This is a genomic window from Aquimarina aquimarini (assembly GCF_900299535.1).
GTDB classification, from domain to species: domain Bacteria; phylum Bacteroidota; class Bacteroidia; order Flavobacteriales; family Flavobacteriaceae; genus Aquimarina; species Aquimarina aquimarini.
In genome coordinates this window covers 13,254-31,538 of sequence record NZ_OMKE01000039.1, presented here as the reverse complement: position 1 = coordinate 31,538, position 18,285 = coordinate 13,254, and the positions used below count along the sequence as shown (strand labels likewise).

Genomic DNA, 18,285 nt, shown 5'->3' with positions numbered 1-18,285 from the left:
AATTCGCTATCAAAAATAAAAACTGTTGTTTTAGAACAATATCATTCGTATTTTATATATAGTAGATGAATGATTATTTTACTCTAATAGATATTAAATACTATTGTTTTTTAATGATTATATAATATATTTATCTCTATGAAAATTTATATATCATTATGTAGCATTTGCATAAGTCTATTTTCTTTTGGGCAAGAACCTTCTTTACAATCAATCGTTATAGAATGGCAAGAATTGGGCGCTCCACTATTATTGCATGAGGAAGAAATAAAAGGAAAAAACTATCAACTTACAGAAGTAGATTTAAATATTGATTTAAGACAACAATATTTAAGAAAGAAAGATAACTCTATGTTTATGATGGTGAAAAAAAAGCCTAAAGGAGGAACTTTGAAACATAATATAACACAGATTCCAAAGTCTAAAACTTCTAGTTTTAGAGTATCTGGTCGTGCATATAATTCAAATAGAACTACGAGATACAACAGCAGTGGTTTAAAAAATACGGCATATAGAGACGCTCGATTGTTTTATCGAAGCTACCTGTACTCAGGTACTAATTTTGAAAATTAAAAAACTCGATCATCTGAATATATTCAAACAATCGAGTTCATTTATTTTAGAAACACAAGAATTTTGTTTAATGCATTAAAATGAAATCTATTACTTCCCTACAGGAATTCTTTCATCGATGTATTGTAATGGCATATCTCCTGATAGGTCAAACATATCAAGAATATCCTTAAGAGTCTCTTCTTCTTCAAGTTGCTCCTCTACAAACCACATTAAAAAGTTTTCTGACCCAAAATCGTTAACTTTTCTACACTTTGCTACGATTTTATAAATAGACTGACTAATGGTTATTTCATGTCCTAATGCTGTTTCAAAAACTTCTCTAAGAGAAGAGAACTCATGTGCAAGGTCTGAAACTACTGGAGAATATGCAGATCCACCTGTATCATTGATGAACTTAAAAATTTTCATCATATGTTCTCTTTCTTCTTCTGCTTGTTTGTAAAAAAAAGAAGCACTATTTACAAGTGTTCTTTGATCACACCATGAGGCCATAGCCAAATATAGTGATGATGCTCTTTGTTCTTTTGCAATTTGCTCGTTAAGCATATCCATGACTTCTAGATTAATGCTTATTTCTTGTCTTGTTAGGTTTTCCATTTCTTTATAATTTTTTATAAAAGTATAGAAAATACAGCTGCAAAACAGGGTTGGCATTTAATTTATAGTAAGTCTAAATCTAATAACAATGCTTAGGACACAAGTTCTGCATTAAGTTCTATCATGGTAAATGTACCTTTTATAAAATCTATAAAATCCAACACCATAAGCGTATCTAATAAAATAAGATGCTGATTATCACATAAAGTAAGCAATACAGTATCGTTATATTTATTGAGTAGATTATCTATATATTCTATAGAAGACATTTGCTTTGCTTTGTATCGCAAGCTTAATAATTGACAAAAAGAAACCTTTACCGTCTTATGACCAAAATCAATATAGTAACATCGCTCTGTAGTCGATTGATATGATGTATAATATGTAGAAGAAAAAATAAGATCCATAGCTTCGCGGTGGCTAAATTAATCATTATTTAGACTTAATACAAATAAAATGATAGTCAATTTTTCCTTTGTTATCTACATAAAGACACCTAAAATAGTATTATAGCAAAAAAAACATAGATAGAAGCCTTACAATCAAAACAATAAATAACAATAGTAGAATTAAAACCATGTATATACGTAGCTTACTGTTATTGTTTATGTCTAATCAATAAGTCTAATCCCATCTTTTTCGATAGTAATTTTTCTTGCTTTATATAAAGTACCTATGGCTTTTTTAAAACTTTTTTTACTTAATTGAAATACCTCTTTAATGTCATCAGGATTTGATTTATCATTGAGATCAATAAAACCACCACTAGCACGTAATTCTTTCAATATAAGATCTGCATTAGGCTCTATACTACGATATCCATGTCGTTGTAAAGTAAGATCAATTTTACCATCAGGCCTAACTTTCTTAATGTACCCTGTAAGTTCATCTCCTGGTGTTACCTTCTGAAAAATTTCATCTGCATATACCAATCCAAGGTGTTTTTGATTCACAATCATATTCCATCCTTGTGGAGAAGGATGAGAAGCAATAAGGTGTACTTCGTCATAGGACGATAATAAAACCAATGAATTATCTAAAAATGAATTGGTTTTACTTGATGCTACCAATCGGTTTGTTTCTTCATCTAAATACACATAAACGAGATACCAACTCCCTACTCTCATCTTAGAAGCTTGTTCTTTAAAAGGAACAAAAAGATCTTTCTCTAGTCCCCAATCTATAAAAGCTCCTACAGGAGATACACTTGTACATTTTAAATAAGCAAATGATTTTACTGTTGCAAAAGGTTCTAGAGTAGTCGCTACAACACGCTCATGACTATCCAAGTACACAAATACTTTGATTTTATCACCTATTTCGAATTCTTCGGGTACATATTTATTAGGAAGTAAAACCTCATTCCCTTCTTCATCTCCTAAGAAAATACCAGGTTCTCTGTCTCTTAATATTTCTAATGTATTATAAACTCCTAATGCAAGCATACCTTTATTTTTGCGCAAAGATAATTTTTTAATCTTCTAGAGTATTCAAAATTAAATAAAAAAAGGTGTAGCTTATCGCTACACCTTTTTTTTGTGTTATAATAATCGGGGATTCTAGTTATAAATAGACTCTTTCCCGAAATGTTTTGCTAATAAGTAATATACTACGGCTCTGTATTTATTACGGTTAGACTTACCATAAGTTTCCATCACAGAAGCAATAGCTTCATCTAATTTTGGACCATCAGATAATCCTAATTTTTTGATTAAGAAATTTTTCTTTACTGTTTCTAATTCGCTTGGATCACTACCGGATACTGTAGCGGCATCTGCATTATAGATAGCAGGTCCACAGCCGATTGTAACTTTGGTTAGAAGATCCATATCAGGCGTTTGACCTATTTTATCCTTAATGTCAGCAGCGTACTTTGTAATTAATTCGTCTCTTTTACTCATAAGATGATAATGTTTTAGGTTTTTAGTTTTCTTTTAATTAATTCTCTAACTCAAATATAGATCAATAATTAATGAATAATAAATAGTTTAAGTATATAAAAACGTGGTTTTTAGACAAAAGACCTAAAATAGCCGACTAAAGAACCATCATTTTCTTCTCGAGGAGTAAAAATCTCTAATAATTGAGGTTTATTATCTGTGGCATAGATTTTTTGAGTTTCTTTTACGACTTCCTCAAGAGTGTATGCCGTAGAATATTCAAATCCATACATTTCACTCAGGTGTACAGCTGTAAGCTGATGCGTAGTTTCAAAATATGTAGCAAAATTAGTACTATTTTCTTTACCTGGTAAAATCCTGAATATCCCTCCTCCTCCATTATTGATCACAATAATTTTAAAATTAGAAGGTATATATTCATTCCATAACCCATTGCTATCATAAAAAAAACTCAGATCTCCTGTAAGTAAAGTAGTAGGAATTCTAGAAGCCATAGCTGCTCCAATTGCAGTAGAGGTACTACCATCTATACCACTGGTACCTCGGTTACAAAACACTTTGAAGGTAGGGTTTAGTGTAAACAATTGTGCATAACGAACTGTCGAACTGTTGCTTAACTGTATCATTTGTCCGTCTGGAATACCTTTAAAAACAGCTTCAAATGCTTTGAGGTCAGTAAATAAAACTTGATCAAGGTAAGTAGTATGTTTTACTCTTCTTTGATCTCTAATAGCTAGCCAAGTTGATTTGTAATCACTTTGAGTTAACATTATATCTTTAAAAAATTGGGTAAAAAATATTGAAGGCTGTAGTTTAATATGCTCGGTAAGGCAAAAATAAGTATCAAACGCCTTTTTTGCATCAATATGCCAATGTAGATTGGGTTGGTACTGTCTCAAAAAGCTTTTGATTCGCTTAGAAACCACCATCCCTCCTATTGTTAATAGAATATCTGGTTGTAGTTCTATAAATTCATCCTCTGTCAAACTAGAGATTAATTGATCTATACAATTAATATGTGAATGATGGTGAATATTAGACGTTGTTTCTGTTAATACTAGAACAGATGGATCTTTAGATAAGTATTCTATCCATTTTTGATCTATCATTTCAGGAGAGTTCACCCCTATCAATATCAATTTTCGCTTTGCCTTATTCCATTCTGAAAGCATCTCAGACTGTAGATCTTCAGAAAAATGGTAATGAGAATTTTCTACAGGAATATTCTTAGGAGTCACTGTGGGGGTATCTAGCTTATCATATAATGGTTCATAAAAAGGAATATTAATATGTACTGGTCCTTTTTCTTTGATAGCCTTATTTAATGCTAGATTAATCTCTCTCTCATTATGTTTTTGAGCTTCTCTTTGCTTTTGTCTTACTTTTTGATCATTTATTGTGGTTTCTGCAACTACTTCTGAATATAAATTGGCAGCGTATAAAATATGATTTGCAAAAACATTTTTTTGACGAATTGTTTGACCATCACCAATATCAATCCTTTCTATAGGTCTATCTGCACTCAAAACGATCAGAGGAATATCACTATAAAATGCTTCTGAAATGGCAGGATAATAATTCAACAAAGCACTTCCTGAGGTACATACAAGAGCAACAGGTTGTTGTATTTGTTGTGCTATCCCTAATGCAAAAAAAGCTGCACATCTTTCGTCTACAATACTATAACAATGCATATTAGGGTGTTCACTAAAACCAATAGTTAAAGGTGCATTACGAGATCCTGGGGAAATAACAATATGGTTAATTCCTTTTGCCTCACATAATGCAACTACAGATTGAGCTAAAGGAATTTTTGAATATAAGCGTTTCTTCATTAGAAGGGCTAAATTACAATATCATACTAAAATTCACATCAGGTTTTTAAAGAATTTAAAACAAAACCTTTTTCATCGTTTCTGTTTTTCTTACAGTCTCCTCCCACTCTTTCTCTGGATCAGAGTCTTTTGTTATCCCTCCTCCTACATATAAAACGGCTTTGTTTTTCTCTATTTCCATACATCGAAGATTTACAAATATCTCAGACATTACCTTTCCTTCCTTTTTTATATTGAGTTCTCCTAAAAAACCAGTATAATATTTACGATCATATCCTTCTTTTTTAAGAATAAAAGATTTCGCCTCATTTTTTGGAACTCCACAAACAGCAGGGGTTGGATGCAAAACATTAATTATATTCTCTATAGTTGTATCTGTATCACTCAAAATACCATTGATATCTGTACGCAGATGTAATAATGTACCAGCTTTATGTGTATATGTTCCTGAATACTCTATATTTTTAACTACTGTAGATAATTCTTTGATTACATAAGTTGTAACCATTTCCTGTTCTACCAATTCCTTAGCACCCCAATCTACATTTATTGTATCTATAAATGGTTGTGTTCCTGCCAAAGCCATTGTAGAAAAATTATGATCTTTTACTTTTATCAGAGTTTCTGGAGTGGCTCCTAACCATAAACCTATTTGAGGGTGATACCAGATATAAACAAAAGCTTTGGGATAGGTAAATAGTAGTTTTTTAAACAATTGTAGTGGATTATTCGTAATCGATGTATCTACTTCTTCTCTACGAGATAATACTACTTTTTCAAAAACACCTGCTTTTATTGCTTCTTTTCCTTGTGCTACCAGTTGTTTATGATTTTCTTTGATCGATACTGATACGATATCTTGTTCTGGTAAAAAATGAGATTTACCTACATGATCATCATGTATTTTATCAGTAGTATTTACAGTATAGGATGTACTTTTTTGTGATGGTATTAATACTTTCTTATGAATACTATCAAAAGGAGCGAAAACAAATCCTGAATCAGTCCCTCCTTTTACCTCATACAATAAACTATCTTCCTGAAGAAAAACCTGTAATGAATGCGTATTTGCTTTTTGATATGCTACAAATGGTAATTGTAGATCCAATTGTTGCTGAATCTTGGTATACACATTTTTTATCTCCATACTACTTCGTTTTAGGAAGTGCAATAGTTGTTAACTTTACTATTGATACCAAATTATCTTCTTCATCGCGTATTTTGATATCCCAAAGCTGAGTGGTACGGCCTTTGTGTAACACTTCTGCTTTTGCATAAACATATCCATCCTTTACACTCTTTACATGATTTGCAGATATTTCTATTCCTCGTATATAAAACTCCTTATTATTCATGAAAACATAAGAAGCAGCACTCCCTACACTTTCTGCTAAGGCAACCATAGCGCCACCATGTAAAACCCCATCTGGTTGATATACTCTTGAAGTTACTGGCATTTTGGCTACCAAATAAGAATCTCCTACTTCACAGAAGGAAATCTCTAAAGTTTCCATCAAAGTATTTTTACACATATTGGCACATAATTCCAATATTTCTGACTGAGTTAACTCCATAAGCTTCAAAAAAATTTGAAACAAAAATATACAATGAGTTTTAATAATTCTAACTCCTACATCTTTTGTTATCCGATCTAGTCATTTTTATTGTTACTTAACTGTGATTCTTAAAAAATCTCCTAGATTAGTTTATCTCTTTTACCTTTTTCTACAGTATGCTTCATTTATTTTTTTGATGTTCTTATTTTTTATAATAAAAAAACAAAATATCTTGCGGGTCTTTGAACAAAAATATTTTTACCAATACCTCATGAATACTACCGAAAAAGAAGTTACATATAATGCTACAAATACTTATTCTACCATAAATAACTTACAGTCTACTACAAAAACAGTTTGGTTAGTTTTTCATGGTATAGGATATTTAAGTCGTTATTTTATTAGGTTTTTTGATGGGCTAAACAAAGAAGAAAACTATATTATTGCTCCACAAGCTCCTTCAAAATATTATAAAGACAATTCGTATAAACGTGTTGGTTCTAGCTGGTTAACAAAAGAGAACACACAATCTGATACCGAGAATGTGTTACGGTATATAGATGCTCTTATAGCTTCAGAAAAAATCCCTGAGGGCACAAAATTGGTTGTACTAGGATATTCACAGGGAGTAAGTATTGCCAGTAGATGGATAGCGAGTCGCAAAATACATTGTGATGCTCTTGTTATCATATCTGGTGGGTTCCCTAAAGAATTATCTAAAGAGGATTTTACTTTTATGTCTCAAGACACAAAAGTGTCCCATATTCTTGGAGAAAAAGATCCATATTTTGAAATTGATAAAGTAGAAAACCAAATCAGAAGATTACAAGAAATACTACCTCAGATTAAGTTTATAACTCATACTGGAGGACATGAATTAGATCCAAAAACGTTGATCGATGTTTTATAAAATAGATAAAAGTAAAAGCTCCCTATCCATGACAACTTAGGGAGCTGGGTCATACTAATCACTTTTCAAAACAAAAAAATAATATTTTTAACTACAGACATCTTCTTCATCTTTTGTAATTAATATACTTACGTTGGTAGTTTCTGTTTTCATATCACAAATCACCTGTGGAATAACGATTAAAGGGTTACCTGAAACATTTAAAACTAATAAATTAGGTATGTTAGCAATTTCTACTGGTAGAGAGTTTAAATTATTGTTTTTTACATCTATTCGAAATACACTAGTCATTTGTCTGATTTCTACAGGTAATTCATTCAGATTATTATCATATAAAATAAGGCTATTTAATGATTTTAGTTTCCCTATTTCTGCTGGAATTGATGTAAGATTCTTATTATTAGTTATGGTGAGTATTTCTAATTTTTCTAAATCACCTATTTGAGTAGGTAAAGTATTCAATTTTGACCCCACAATAGTTAGTCCATTTAGTTCTGAAAGCTTACCTATGCTTTCTGGTAGTTTATAGATATTTATTGTAGATGAGATAATAAGTTCTGTTACTCTTGTTCCTGATAAAGTTACTCCTTCCCAACTGTCCATATTATCAGCATCCAAATCCCAATTCAAATAAGTAAATAATGAATTATAATCTTTGTTAAGATTATATAGTTCTTCTAAAACGGCTCTATCATTTTGTGAGGCTGTCATAGTAGTTATAATAGCTTTATATTCTTGCGTACTGCCATCTTCTGCTGTTATCGTATATATAACGACTTCATTAAAGTTTTGTGCTACACTGCTTGAAGGGGTAATACTTATTGCACTACCGATCTCTACAATTGGTACTAAGTTTGTCAAATCTGTATTATAAGGTAATGCTAGAGAAACCTCAAAGGTATTATGATCAATATTGGCATCATATATTTGGCTATCAATACTAAATTGAAATTTAGTGATTTCTTTAGTACTGCTTAAGCTTGTTATTTGAACAGTATATTCTGATTTAGTTGTAGCATCTTGAGCTGTAACGATATATTTTACATCCTCGGTAAAATCCATAGGGGTATTATTATCAGGGCTAATACTTGCTCCTTCAAAAATTTCTATAGAAGGAATTAACGCTGAAAGATCTATGGCTTCCGATATTTGGGCTTTTATAACTGAACCTTCTATAACTGTAGTAATGTTTTCAACCAAATGGGGATTATTACTTGTTAAAAAACTAAGTTTTTGAATTGCCGCTTTATCACTGCCTGTTACAAACGTAGTAATAGTATATTCTGTTTTTTCAAATCCTTCTCCGCTAAGTATATATATAGATGGTTCTCTAAAATCCTGTTCAACCATATTATTAGGCGTTATATCCACACCTTCTGATACCGATATTGAAGGAATAAGAGATTCTAGTGCAGTATTAGGAGGAAAAATAACACTAATTGTTTTTTCTGTATGATTTATCGTTGCAGAAACATCTGCAGAAAGGCTACTATTATCACTCTTCATAAATTCAAAAGAAACAATCTTAGGTATTTTATTAGTGGGATTTGAAGTATCTGAGTCATCTTCAGAACAAGAAAACAGAAGAAATAAAGGAAAAATAGCTAACACGATTTTTTTTATGCTCATTTTATTTTTTTTTTGAAAGCGCTAAAGGTTTTATCTGTATTATTTAAAGAGTATATATACTTTATGTAAGCCCATTTTATCAGATTTTTATTCCTTACTTTTTACTTATTCAATTCAGCAAAAAACCAGAGTACTACTGGTTTGACCATATAGAAATGGGAAATCTAAAAATTCTTCATTTATTAAAAAAAATCGATAATATATTCTTCTTTTTAATTGTTTAAAATGACTTAAAAGAATAATTGCTTCATATAAAACAATTTTACACTTAGTAACTTTCTTAAGTTGTAAGCAAATGTATTTAGTTTTTGCAGAAAAAAATTTGACTAATATCAAATAATCATTTAGAAGATTATTTTGTTTTCAGGACACATGTTTTTGTATATAAATACACTTATTCTCAAGTTATATAAATAACATGCAACCTAAATGACTGAAAATACCATGATTACCCTTAAATCAAGAAGAAGATTTTATATAGCTATTTCTTTTTTTATTTTTTTTAAGTAGTTTGGTAGATTATTTAGCATCAATTCTACTCCTTTACTATAAACATCTACGAGATACACTTGTTCTTCTTTCATTCCCTTTATAATCCACGCTTTTTGAGCTTTTAAGTCCCCTTTTCTCACAATCACAATATGATAATATGTAATATCAGCATTCCTATCTACTATTGTAAGTTCATTAAAATCTGAAATAGTAGGATCATTATTTATATTAGCTTGTCCAATATCAGCCCCCATGAATACATCAAAATTTGTAAACTTAAAATGAGGGTTGTTACTATCAAAACTTCGATAAAACATTCTATCTCCTTTTGTAAGTATAAATGTTTTGATTTTTTCAAATTCTGTAATACTTATTATATCTGATATATTGGTAAAGTTCTTCATGTCTGAAGTATCATTCATTTTCTGAACACTATTAGTCAAGTTACAGCTAAAAAAAAGAGAAATAAAAGTTATTATTTTAATTTTTGTTATCATTTTTCATAATAAATAATGACAGGATAGCATTTTTTCTATAACTGTCATAAGTTGATGCTCATTCAAAAAAGATCTCTAAATCATACCACCAATCATCTTTGCTCCCACCATAATAATCTTCCCAACCGTATTTCATAAATTCTTCTTTAATGTCATAATTACATTTACACTCATCATCTTCTTCAAACTCTTTATAAAAATACTCTCGAAATGGAAGTTGTGCAAAACCAGTAGGACTAAAAGAAAAAACACATTCTCTGGAAACTTTTGAGTTATATCTATTCCAAGTACCAGCAAAGACATTGTTATATTTTCTAAGTTCTCCAGAAGTAGCCCAAAAAATATTAACAGTATTATCATCATCATCACTAACTTGAAAAACGATACTTCCAATTCCTGTAAAATACCCATCTCCATTTCTATCTCCTGGTTCCTTGAGATTATATTCAAATAACATGAAATATATTTCTCTGTTTTTACTTTTAAAAAAACTCTTTATTTTAAACAAACCTTCAAGGGATCGAATATTTTTTCCTAGCTTACTAAAACCTTTTATTTGATAGGTTTCATCAGTAGATCTAATTGCTTGTAAATGAAATTCAATTCTGGTATTTTTTGGTCCAAAAACACCTACATAAGAAGACCATGGATCACCTTTAAATCTATTATAATTAGAAAAAATTGATGAAAAGTCATACTGTAAGAAGTCATTTTTATCAATTGCCACTAATTCCTCATAACTGGTGACTTGATCTTTCCATGCTGTAGCTATGATAGGGACTTGTGATCGTATTTTAATACTAACTATAAAAAAGGCGATTAATATCAAATACTTATATCTCATCTTACAAAAATAAAAACCATAAACTATTTGTTTTACACGGTTTTCAGTGAAAAACCCATTAAATATATTATATAAATACCTTAAAATCTTTATACAATAATCACTGCATAAAGATTCTGTTATATAATTAAAAATTATAGGTATAATTTAAATCTTCAAAACCCTACTCCTCAAGACTTTACAAAACTAAAAATACCTTTCTTTTATTACCTGAAAATGGTGAATCTGATGCCCAGACATTATATACCCTGCTGCTCTTGCACTCATAGGGTCACCACTTGCCTCGCCTATCCTACCTAACATATCTCCTGTAAACCTATTGAATAATGAAATTGAACTATTGCGTACAGCTTCAAAATCAAAAATGATATCCTCTTTGCTATACGTATTTGCATTAGAGTATGGCACATAATCGTTTTGTTCAAAGCCCGTAATTGGTGTTTTATCATTTCTAGCAAAACGCAATGCTCGATATGCAAATATTCTTTCGGTATCAATAATATGAACGAATACTTCTGCCAAAGTCCATTTATCCTTTGCGTATGCGTAGGTTAATTTTTCTTCAGGAATAGATTGTACAAAATCAATAAAATCTGTTTTACCTACTTCTAATCCTTTAACAATATCCTTGTGTACAACTTTATTAATGTACGTACCATAATAAGAACTAAATTCTTTTTGTTCTAGATCTGGTAAAATGATTTGTTGCATATGCCTAATTTTTGAAATTATATTAATCAAATGTATTGAGACTAATCATGATTAGTCTCAATACATTCATAAATAAATTACTTTGGAGTAAGCCCACAAAGTATTCGTTTGAAATAAACCTTTAATTTCGAAGCAAGCTTCAGAGTATTAAAATCTCACTTAGTGAGTAGACCATATTTCTACTTATGCAGAGTTACGACTTGCGTTTATATTTCCAAATAGAGAACGGGTTACCATTTTCTCATAAATTGCTAAAATTTCTGGATCAGCATTTTTGTCTTTACTCATTTCCTGAATTTTCTTTAGCGCATATTGTTGTATTGTAAGTAAAGGCAACACAATATTTTCTCTAATATCTATAGAAGCTTTTCCTGCTGGTTCATTTTGCATCAATTCAGAATATCCTGTTAATTTGAGTAACAAACGCTTAGTCAATAGATACTCATCATGAATAATATCCCAAAAAGCCCCGTATTCTTCATCTTCCTTCATATATGAGGTTAATTCAAAAAATGATTTAGTAAGACTCATCATACTATTACCTATCAATGCTCTAAAAAAAGGAGATTCTTTATACAATGTAATTATTTTATCAAATTCTCCTCTATCTTCATACGTCTTTAGAGCCGTTCCTACCCCATAAAAACCAGGTACATTTTGTTTTAATTGACTCCAACTTCCTACAAATGGGATTGCTCTTAGGTCTCCAAAATCTAAACTTTCACTTTTACTTCGTTTTGATGGTCGACTTCCTATATTTGCTTTTCCGTAATATTTTAAGGTACTCATATATTCTAAATAAGGAAGAAACTTAGGGTGGTTTTTAAAATCGACATAAGTTTGATAGCTTATATCTGCAAGTTCTTGCATAGTTTCTTTATTCTCTATAGAGAAAAGATTTCCTTCATTATTAGTCAGCTCATTTTCTACTCCAGCGCCTAATAGTTGTTCTAAATTATATTGACAGGAGTCTAATGTTCCAAAATTTGAACTAATCGTTTGCCCTTGTACGGTAAGTTGTATCTCTTCATCTTCTATCGTGGGTCCAAGAGAGGCATAAAATTGATTTGTATTCCCTCCACCTCGTGCTGGTGGTCCTCCTCTACCATCAAAAAAGATAACTTTTACATTATATTTTCTAGAAACTTCTGTCAAAGCCTCTTTTGCCTTAAAAATCCCCCAATTTGCCATCAAATATCCTCCATCCTTGGTACCATCAGAGAAACCAAGCATTATGGTCTGTTTCATACCACGACGTTTAAGATGATTCATATAAACTGAATTACTATATAATGATTCCATTACCTCATGTGCAACTAGCAAATCAGGTACAGTTTCAAAAAGAGGAATTACATCAACCGTAGGTTGCTCCCAATCACAAAGACGGATCATGGCAAAGGTTTCCATTACATTCAACACATCACCATTATTACTGATAATGTAACGGTTTGCTGCTCTTTCTCCATTATTTTGTTGAATCGTTTTAATAGCATAAATAGATTCTATGGTGGCCCTTGCAATATCTTCTGTAAAGACTGAGGGGTCAAGCTTTCCTTTTACTTTAGAAAGTACTTCTATTTGTTCATTTTCTGAAAGAGATTCATAATTGTCTGGAAAAAAACCTAATCCCAATGCATTTGTTTTTTGTACAATCTCTGTGAGTACTTTATGATGAACTCTAGAATCTTGTCTAATATCTAATGTCCCAAAATGAAAGCCAAAGATCTTCACCTTATTAATCATATCCTGCAAATCTTCAAGAAATAATGACTGGTGCTCTGCTATTAACTCTTTTTTGATCTCTAGTAGTCCACTCATCAATGTCTCTATCGATAAAGGTTCTGCTGTTTTTGCATAATAAAAATTATCATAGAGTGCGTTTTCAAGCACTGTAATTTTATCTTGAAGATTACCAAAGGTAATTCTACGTTTCAACCTTCTTATATCTCTATAATAATTTATCAAAATTGTTTTACGCAATCTCTTGGCAACTTTCAAGGTAATCTCTGTAGTTACAAAAGGATTTCCATCTCTATCTCCACCAGGCCAAAACCCAAGGTTGATCAAATCGTTTTCCAGATCCTCTCCTTCAAAAATATTTTGTTGCACATAATTATAAATAGTACTTGCTGAATGATAAAAGACATTTTCTAGATACCAAATCAAGCTTACAGCCTCATCATAAGGTGTTGGTTTTTCTTTCTTAAAAAAAGCAGTTTTACCTAACTGAGCTAGTAATTTTTTTATTCTAGATGAATCATTATCACGAATTGCTGCATCTAGGTCATGTATAATCCCTAGAACTGTTCCTGGATAAAATTGAGTGGGATGCGCTGTAAGTGTAGGGCGAATTTTAAAACGTCTTAAATAATCCTTAAGTTCTTCTAATTGTCCTTTGGCTTGAGCTTCTTCTTTTATACTTCTGAGAGTTCCTCTACCATCCATATTATTCACTACAGGAAAAGCGGCATCTTCTATAGCATCAAATAATACTACTTGCCTTTCTATATATTGAATAAATCTAAACAGTAGTTCATGTTTTTCTTTAGAAGATGGATTATCTTGATATGATGCAAAAAAATGTTCTACAATCTCTGTAGGGTTTTTATGTTGCTCATATCCTTTTTCGCATACTTCTTTAAAAAGAGGTAATAGAACACCTGTATTCGTTATGGTGTCAAAAGGTAATGTGATAAATATACTATTGTATATCTGGTACTTTGCAAGAACATTCTCATTAAAACGTTCGATTTTTGGTTTTCTAGCCATTGGTGTGGTGGTACTTGGTTTATTTGGTTAATAAATATGCTTTTTTATTATAACTCTATAAATTCCTGTATTAAACAGAATTCTTTTAAGAAAAAAACCCTTTAAGAATTTTTCTTAAAGGGTTTTTCTATATGGTAAGAGTATATCCCTTTATAAGTCCTGAAAAATAGAATGCATTAATCGTTTCTTATCATTAATACTCTCTTCTAGTGAAATCATTGTTTCTGTACGATATACTCCATCAATATCATCAAGTTTAAAGATAATATCTTTTGCATGGTTTGTATCTTTTGCTCTTACTTTACAAAAAATATTGAACTTTCCTGTAGTGATATGAGCAACAGTAACAAATGGTATTTCATTAATTCTTTCTAAAACAAATTTGGTTTGTGAAGTATTCTGAAGATAAATACCAACATATGCTATAAATGAATATCCTAATTTTTGATAGTCCAATGTTAGCGAAGATCCTTCAATAATACCTGCTTCTTCCATTTTTTTAACTCGTACATGTACTGTACCTGCAGAAATCAATAATTTCTTTGCGATATCAGTAAAAGGAGTACGTGTATTTTCTATCAACATATCCAGTATTTGGTGATCAACCTCGTCTAATTTAAACTTTGCCATAGTGTGTTTATTATTTTTCCCGATTATTTACATTGCAAATTTAGCAGAAAAATAGAGTATTCACATACTTTATTTCAACTTTTTATTGATTATACTAAGAATAATTCAGAATTTAAGTGAAATTTTAACAGCTCGGCCTCTGGAACTATCTCTACTGTAACGTTTTCGTTATATATCGTCCTTTTTTTGCCAATAATCTCCTTATGACCATAAAATTTTTGAAGATTACCAATTTCAGCAACTCTTGGTACGAATTTCACATTATTATCTATCAATATTTCTTTGTATTGAATTGCTATATCAACATTTTCTCCTTCTAAGATTACGTCTCTTATTATTATATCATAAAAACATTTTTTGTTTTCTGGAATTAAAAAATAGTCTTTATACCTTTCTCCTGTAACATCTGTATCACTGATATATTTAATAGAAGTAACCAAAGAATAAAATATATACTCTCGTGTTATTTCACGATCATAATCATCTGGGGTATGTCCTGCTTCAAAAAGAATAGTAGGTATTTCTAAACTAGCAAGAGTATCACCTACACAATTTAAATTAAAACTATCATCATAACGCCCTATTTTGTTAGGAATACATTTCTGCAATACAGAATTCATTTCTACTATAATCTCCATAGCAACCTTACGACTCTCAGTTATAGAACGATTATTATCACCTGCTGGTGATAAAAATGAGACTGTAGCAGAGTTATTACTCTCTCCTGCACCAAAAATTGTACGCTGACCATGTAAATTAAATGCATAATCTGGTTTTATTTCTGTATATAAATTAAAAAAAACAGTACTTTCTTTCTGAGTTTTCTCCTGAGCATCTCTATTTAAATCTACATTTTGATAATTAAGTCTGGTATATGCTTTTGCTCCATCAGGGCTTAATATTGGTATTATATATAATGTACATTCTTCTAAAATTTGTTCTGTTAACTTATTAGAGGAATCAGTGAGCAAGTTTAATAGATCAAAAACAGCTTTTGTAGTGGTAGACTCATTACCATGCATCTGGGACCAAAATAATAACTTCTTGGGTCCATTACCTATTGTGATAAGATGTATAGGTGCATTATTCTCTGAGAATCCAATTTTTTCAATTTTGGTTTTAGAGGATAACTGAGTTAATAAAGGTATAATATGATCTAGAGTTATATAACGTCCTGATAGAGATGTCTCTTTATAGCTTGTAAACCAATTCTGTAAAATAGTAATATCCATATTTTGTTTTATGAAGTTACGAAATTACTATAGTTTGCTGAAGATTCATAACAAAAGAAGAGTATTAATTACAGTTGTAAACACAACTAAGATTTACAAATGTAAAACAGCAACTGTTACATTTGTAAACATTAGCGTTTTAAAATCTTGTTTACATAAGTATACAACTTGTTTAGGGTTATTTTCAGATGTATACAGCTTATTAACATTTATTTAAACTAGAACATTATTTAACACTAAAAGTCTTATAATTAGTACATTAAAGCACTTTACCTATTAAAAAGCTTTAACTAAAAACCGTATGGTTTACATTTGTAAACTACTCTTTTAAAGTATTTTGTTTACTTTTGTAAAGTCTAATCTTTTTTAAATAGTTTACAATGGTAAACAACATAGATTTTGGTAACAGGATCCAAAAAATAATGAATCACTATGCAATATCTGCTTCATCTTTTGCAGATTATATGGGGGTAGGCCGCTCTTCTATCTCACATATTCTTAGTGGTAGAAATAAACCTAGCCTTGATTTTGTTATGAAAATTGTTGACGCATATTCAGATGTGGATTTACAATGGTTATTATATGGCAAGGGTACTTTTCCTAAAACTCAAAACAATCCTGTTCAAGTTTCTCCTTCTACTTCAATTCCTGAGAAAAATTCTATAGCTACCACTGCACAAGATTTATTTACGCATCCTCCTACTGAAGAAATTAAGAGCGAGGATTTGACTACACCCGAAAAAAAATTATCTAGCGCCATCTCTACAGAGCAAAAAATTGAAAAAATTGTATTTTTTTATGCAGATGGCACCTTTAGCTCCTATCAAATGAAAAAAACTTGATATTTTTCTTTCTTATATTTATTAACTTTCTAGAAATAAATTTATTTTCGTTGCTTATTTAAAGATTTTATGAAGCACATCGCTTTACTATTATTATATATTCTAGCTAGTAGTTGTTATCAACAAGAGCGGAATTGTTCTAATTTTCATACAGGGACTTTTGAATTTGAAGCTTTTCTTGATGGAGAATTGGCGAAAACGACTTTTATACGTAACGATACCATCGAGATTGATTTTTTTAAGGGAAAAAGTGATACTTCGTCTATACGATGGATTAATGAGTGTGAATATATTGTAAAAAAGTTACACCCAAAAAACATGGCAGAAAGAAAAGCGATACATATGAAAATCTTAACTACAGAAAAAAATATTTACACCTTTGAGTATGGAATGGTAGGTGATAATAACAAACAACGTGGAACTGCAAAAAAAATAAAATAATGTTAGAAATTTTTACATCAGCTGATGCTTGGGTTGCCTTATTAACACTTACTTTCTTAGAAATTGTATTGGGTATAGACAATATTATTTTTATTTCATTAGCCTCTAGCAAACTTCCTGATCAACAACAAAAAAAAGCAACAAGTATAGGGTTATTCCTTGCTATGATAATGCGTGTGGTTCTTTTATTCGGAATATCATTATTGGTAGCTATGGAAGCTCCTTTCTGGCATATTGACCTGCCTTGGATAGAAGCTGGTATAAGCGGACAGTCACTGATTTTGTTTGGTGGTGGAATTTTTCTTCTCTACAAGAGTGTACACGAAATACATGAAAAAGTAGACGAAAAAGGAGAAGAAGAAAAAGAAATACAAGCAAAAAGTTCATCTACATTATCTAATGCTATTCTACAAATTACATTGATCAATGTAGTTTTTTCTTTTGATTCTATTCTTACTGCTGTAGGTATGACCAATGGGCTAAGTGATGATCCAAATGATGCTTTGATCATAATGATTATTGCCGTGATTGTATCTGTACTTATAATGATGATATTTGCTACTCCTGTTGGTCGTTTTGTAAACAAACACCCTTCTGTACAGATCCTTGGTCTTTCTTTTTTAATACTTATAGGGTTTATGCTAATTGCAGAAGCCGCACATTTAGCTCATTTACAAATTTTTGGAAGCGAAGTTGGTGTAATTCCAAAAGGGTATTTATACTTTACTATTGCTTTTTCTTTATTTATTGAGTTTTTGAACTTTAAATTGCGAAAGAAAAGAAAAAAGAAAACTCAAGAGCAATAAATCATAGATCTGTCTAT

Annotated in this window: 19 protein-coding genes; 5 read left to right on the top strand and 14 right to left on the bottom strand. The window is 30.6% G+C overall.

Going from position 1 to position 18,285, the window contains the following annotated elements; translation table 11 throughout:
- Nucleotides 1–138: 138 nt before the first annotated feature.
- A complete protein-coding gene (locus DG508_RS15785) occupies nt 139–573 on the top strand; it encodes a hypothetical protein (protein ID WP_108869073.1) in 435 nt (144 codons plus the stop codon).
- Between the two features lie 90 nt (nt 574–663).
- On the opposite strand, the gene DG508_RS15780 is transcribed toward DG508_RS15785, so the two are convergent.
- The 7 genes from DG508_RS15780 to DG508_RS15755 form a co-directional block, all read right to left on the bottom strand.
- Entirely contained in the window at nt 664–1,173 is a 510-nt protein-coding gene (locus DG508_RS15780; protein ID WP_108869295.1) for a ferritin, read from the bottom strand.
- A 92-nt stretch (nt 1,174–1,265) separates the two neighbouring features.
- On the bottom strand, nt 1,266–1,580 hold the full coding sequence (locus DG508_RS21060; protein WP_159090862.1) for a hypothetical protein: 315 nt from the start codon (nt 1,578–1,580) through the stop codon (nt 1,266–1,268).
- Nucleotides 1,581–1,784: 204 nt separating this feature from the next.
- A complete protein-coding gene (locus DG508_RS15775; protein ID WP_108869072.1) occupies nt 1,785–2,618 on the bottom strand; it encodes a CvfB family protein in 834 nt (277 codons plus the stop codon).
- Between the two features lie 114 nt (nt 2,619–2,732).
- On the bottom strand, nt 2,733–3,074 hold the full coding sequence (locus DG508_RS15770; RefSeq protein ID WP_103864733.1) for a DUF2853 family protein: 342 nt from the start codon (nt 3,072–3,074) through the stop codon (nt 2,733–2,735).
- A gap of 110 nt (nt 3,075–3,184) precedes the next feature.
- Complete coding sequence (gene menD, locus DG508_RS15765) at nt 3,185–4,909, bottom strand: 2-succinyl-5-enolpyruvyl-6-hydroxy-3-cyclohexene-1-carboxylic-acid synthase (protein WP_108869071.1); 1,725 nt, start codon at nt 4,907–4,909, stop codon at nt 3,185–3,187.
- Between the two features lie 55 nt (nt 4,910–4,964).
- Nucleotides 4,965–6,056 (bottom strand): isochorismate synthase, encoded by a 1,092-nt coding sequence (locus DG508_RS15760; protein ID WP_108869070.1) that lies wholly within the window; start codon nt 6,054–6,056, stop codon nt 4,965–4,967.
- Between the two features lies 1 nt (nt 6,057).
- A complete protein-coding gene (locus DG508_RS15755; RefSeq protein ID WP_416354251.1) occupies nt 6,058–6,423 on the bottom strand; it encodes a PaaI family thioesterase in 366 nt (121 codons plus the stop codon).
- Nucleotides 6,424–6,736: 313 nt separating this feature from the next.
- Between DG508_RS15755 and DG508_RS15750 the strand changes: the two genes are divergently transcribed.
- Nucleotides 6,737–7,375, top strand: coding sequence for an alpha/beta hydrolase (locus tag DG508_RS15750; protein ID WP_108869068.1), 639 nt, complete (start codon nt 6,737–6,739; stop codon nt 7,373–7,375).
- A gap of 87 nt (nt 7,376–7,462) precedes the next feature.
- Here the strand turns inward: DG508_RS15750 and DG508_RS15745 are convergent, their stop codons facing one another.
- From DG508_RS15745 to DG508_RS15715, 7 genes are all read right to left on the bottom strand, one after another.
- Nucleotides 7,463–9,004 (bottom strand): DUF5018 domain-containing protein, encoded by a 1,542-nt coding sequence (locus DG508_RS15745; protein ID WP_108869067.1) that lies wholly within the window; start codon nt 9,002–9,004, stop codon nt 7,463–7,465.
- A gap of 473 nt (nt 9,005–9,477) precedes the next feature.
- Nucleotides 9,478–9,918, bottom strand: a complete 441-nt coding sequence (locus DG508_RS15740; protein ID WP_108869066.1) for a hypothetical protein — start codon at nt 9,916–9,918, stop codon at nt 9,478–9,480.
- A gap of 133 nt (nt 9,919–10,051) precedes the next feature.
- Entirely contained in the window at nt 10,052–10,837 is a 786-nt protein-coding gene (locus DG508_RS15735; RefSeq protein ID WP_108869065.1) for a hypothetical protein, read from the bottom strand.
- Between the two features lie 186 nt (nt 10,838–11,023).
- Nucleotides 11,024–11,548: a DinB family protein gene (locus DG508_RS15730; RefSeq protein ID WP_108869064.1), complete on the bottom strand. Its 525-nt coding sequence runs from the start codon at nt 11,546–11,548 to the stop codon at nt 11,024–11,026.
- Between the two features lie 183 nt (nt 11,549–11,731).
- Entirely contained in the window at nt 11,732–14,317 is a 2,586-nt protein-coding gene (locus tag DG508_RS15725) for a phosphoenolpyruvate carboxylase (protein WP_108869063.1), read from the bottom strand.
- A gap of 150 nt (nt 14,318–14,467) precedes the next feature.
- The gene (locus DG508_RS15720) at nt 14,468–14,947 is read right to left on the bottom strand and encodes an Lrp/AsnC family transcriptional regulator (RefSeq protein ID WP_103864724.1); all 480 of its coding nucleotides are present in this window, start codon (nt 14,945–14,947) and stop codon (nt 14,468–14,470) included.
- Between the two features lie 89 nt (nt 14,948–15,036).
- The gene (locus DG508_RS15715; RefSeq protein ID WP_108869062.1) at nt 15,037–16,179 is read right to left on the bottom strand and encodes a M14 family zinc carboxypeptidase; all 1,143 of its coding nucleotides are present in this window, start codon (nt 16,177–16,179) and stop codon (nt 15,037–15,039) included.
- Nucleotides 16,180–16,559: 380 nt separating this feature from the next.
- On the opposite strand from DG508_RS15715, the gene DG508_RS15710 reads away from it, so the two are divergent.
- The 3 genes from DG508_RS15710 (at nt 16,560) to DG508_RS15700 (ending at nt 18,268) form a co-directional block, all read left to right on the top strand.
- Nucleotides 16,560–17,021, top strand: a complete 462-nt coding sequence (locus DG508_RS15710) for a helix-turn-helix domain-containing protein (protein WP_108869061.1) — start codon at nt 16,560–16,562, stop codon at nt 17,019–17,021.
- A gap of 69 nt (nt 17,022–17,090) precedes the next feature.
- Nucleotides 17,091–17,462, top strand: coding sequence for a DNA topoisomerase IV (locus tag DG508_RS15705; RefSeq protein WP_108869060.1), 372 nt, complete (start codon nt 17,091–17,093; stop codon nt 17,460–17,462).
- Entirely contained in the window at nt 17,462–18,268 is an 807-nt protein-coding gene (locus DG508_RS15700; RefSeq protein ID WP_108869059.1) for a TerC family protein, read from the top strand. Before DG508_RS15705 ends, DG508_RS15700 begins: the two co-directional genes overlap by 1 nt.
- Nucleotides 18,269–18,285: the final 17 nt, after the last annotated feature.

Coding starts and splice junctions, on each gene's coding strand:
- DG508_RS15785 (WP_108869073.1), top strand. CDS start 139: ATGAAAATTTATATATCATTATGTAGCATTTGCATAAGTCTATTTTCT.
- DG508_RS15780 (WP_108869295.1), bottom strand. CDS start 1,173: ATGGAAAACCTAACAAGACAAGAAATAAGCATTAATCTAGAAGTCATG.
- DG508_RS21060 (WP_159090862.1), bottom strand. CDS start 1,580: ATGGATCTTATTTTTTCTTCTACATATTATACATCATATCAATCGACT.
- DG508_RS15775 (WP_108869072.1), bottom strand. CDS start 2,618: ATGCTTGCATTAGGAGTTTATAATACATTAGAAATATTAAGAGACAGA.
- DG508_RS15770 (WP_103864733.1), bottom strand. CDS start 3,074: ATGAGTAAAAGAGACGAATTAATTACAAAGTACGCTGCTGACATTAAG.
- menD (WP_108869071.1), bottom strand. CDS start 4,909: ATGAAGAAACGCTTATATTCAAAAATTCCTTTAGCTCAATCTGTAGTT.
- DG508_RS15760 (WP_108869070.1), bottom strand. CDS start 6,056: ATGGAGATAAAAAATGTGTATACCAAGATTCAGCAACAATTGGATCTA.
- DG508_RS15755 (WP_416354251.1), bottom strand. CDS start 6,423: ATGGAAACTTTAGAGATTTCCTTCTGTGAAGTAGGAGATTCTTATTTG.
- DG508_RS15750 (WP_108869068.1), top strand. CDS start 6,737: ATGAATACTACCGAAAAAGAAGTTACATATAATGCTACAAATACTTAT.
- DG508_RS15745 (WP_108869067.1), bottom strand. CDS start 9,004: ATGAGCATAAAAAAAATCGTGTTAGCTATTTTTCCTTTATTTCTTCTG.
- DG508_RS15740 (WP_108869066.1), bottom strand. CDS start 9,918: ATGAATGATACTTCAGACATGAAGAACTTTACCAATATATCAGATATA.
- DG508_RS15735 (WP_108869065.1), bottom strand. CDS start 10,837: ATGAGATATAAGTATTTGATATTAATCGCCTTTTTTATAGTTAGTATT.
- DG508_RS15730 (WP_108869064.1), bottom strand. CDS start 11,548: ATGCAACAAATCATTTTACCAGATCTAGAACAAAAAGAATTTAGTTCT.
- DG508_RS15725 (WP_108869063.1), bottom strand. CDS start 14,317: ATGGCTAGAAAACCAAAAATCGAACGTTTTAATGAGAATGTTCTTGCA.
- DG508_RS15720 (WP_103864724.1), bottom strand. CDS start 14,947: ATGGCAAAGTTTAAATTAGACGAGGTTGATCACCAAATACTGGATATG.
- DG508_RS15715 (WP_108869062.1), bottom strand. CDS start 16,179: ATGGATATTACTATTTTACAGAATTGGTTTACAAGCTATAAAGAGACA.
- DG508_RS15710 (WP_108869061.1), top strand. CDS start 16,560: ATGGTAAACAACATAGATTTTGGTAACAGGATCCAAAAAATAATGAAT.
- DG508_RS15705 (WP_108869060.1), top strand. CDS start 17,091: ATGAAGCACATCGCTTTACTATTATTATATATTCTAGCTAGTAGTTGT.
- DG508_RS15700 (WP_108869059.1), top strand. CDS start 17,462: ATGTTAGAAATTTTTACATCAGCTGATGCTTGGGTTGCCTTATTAACA.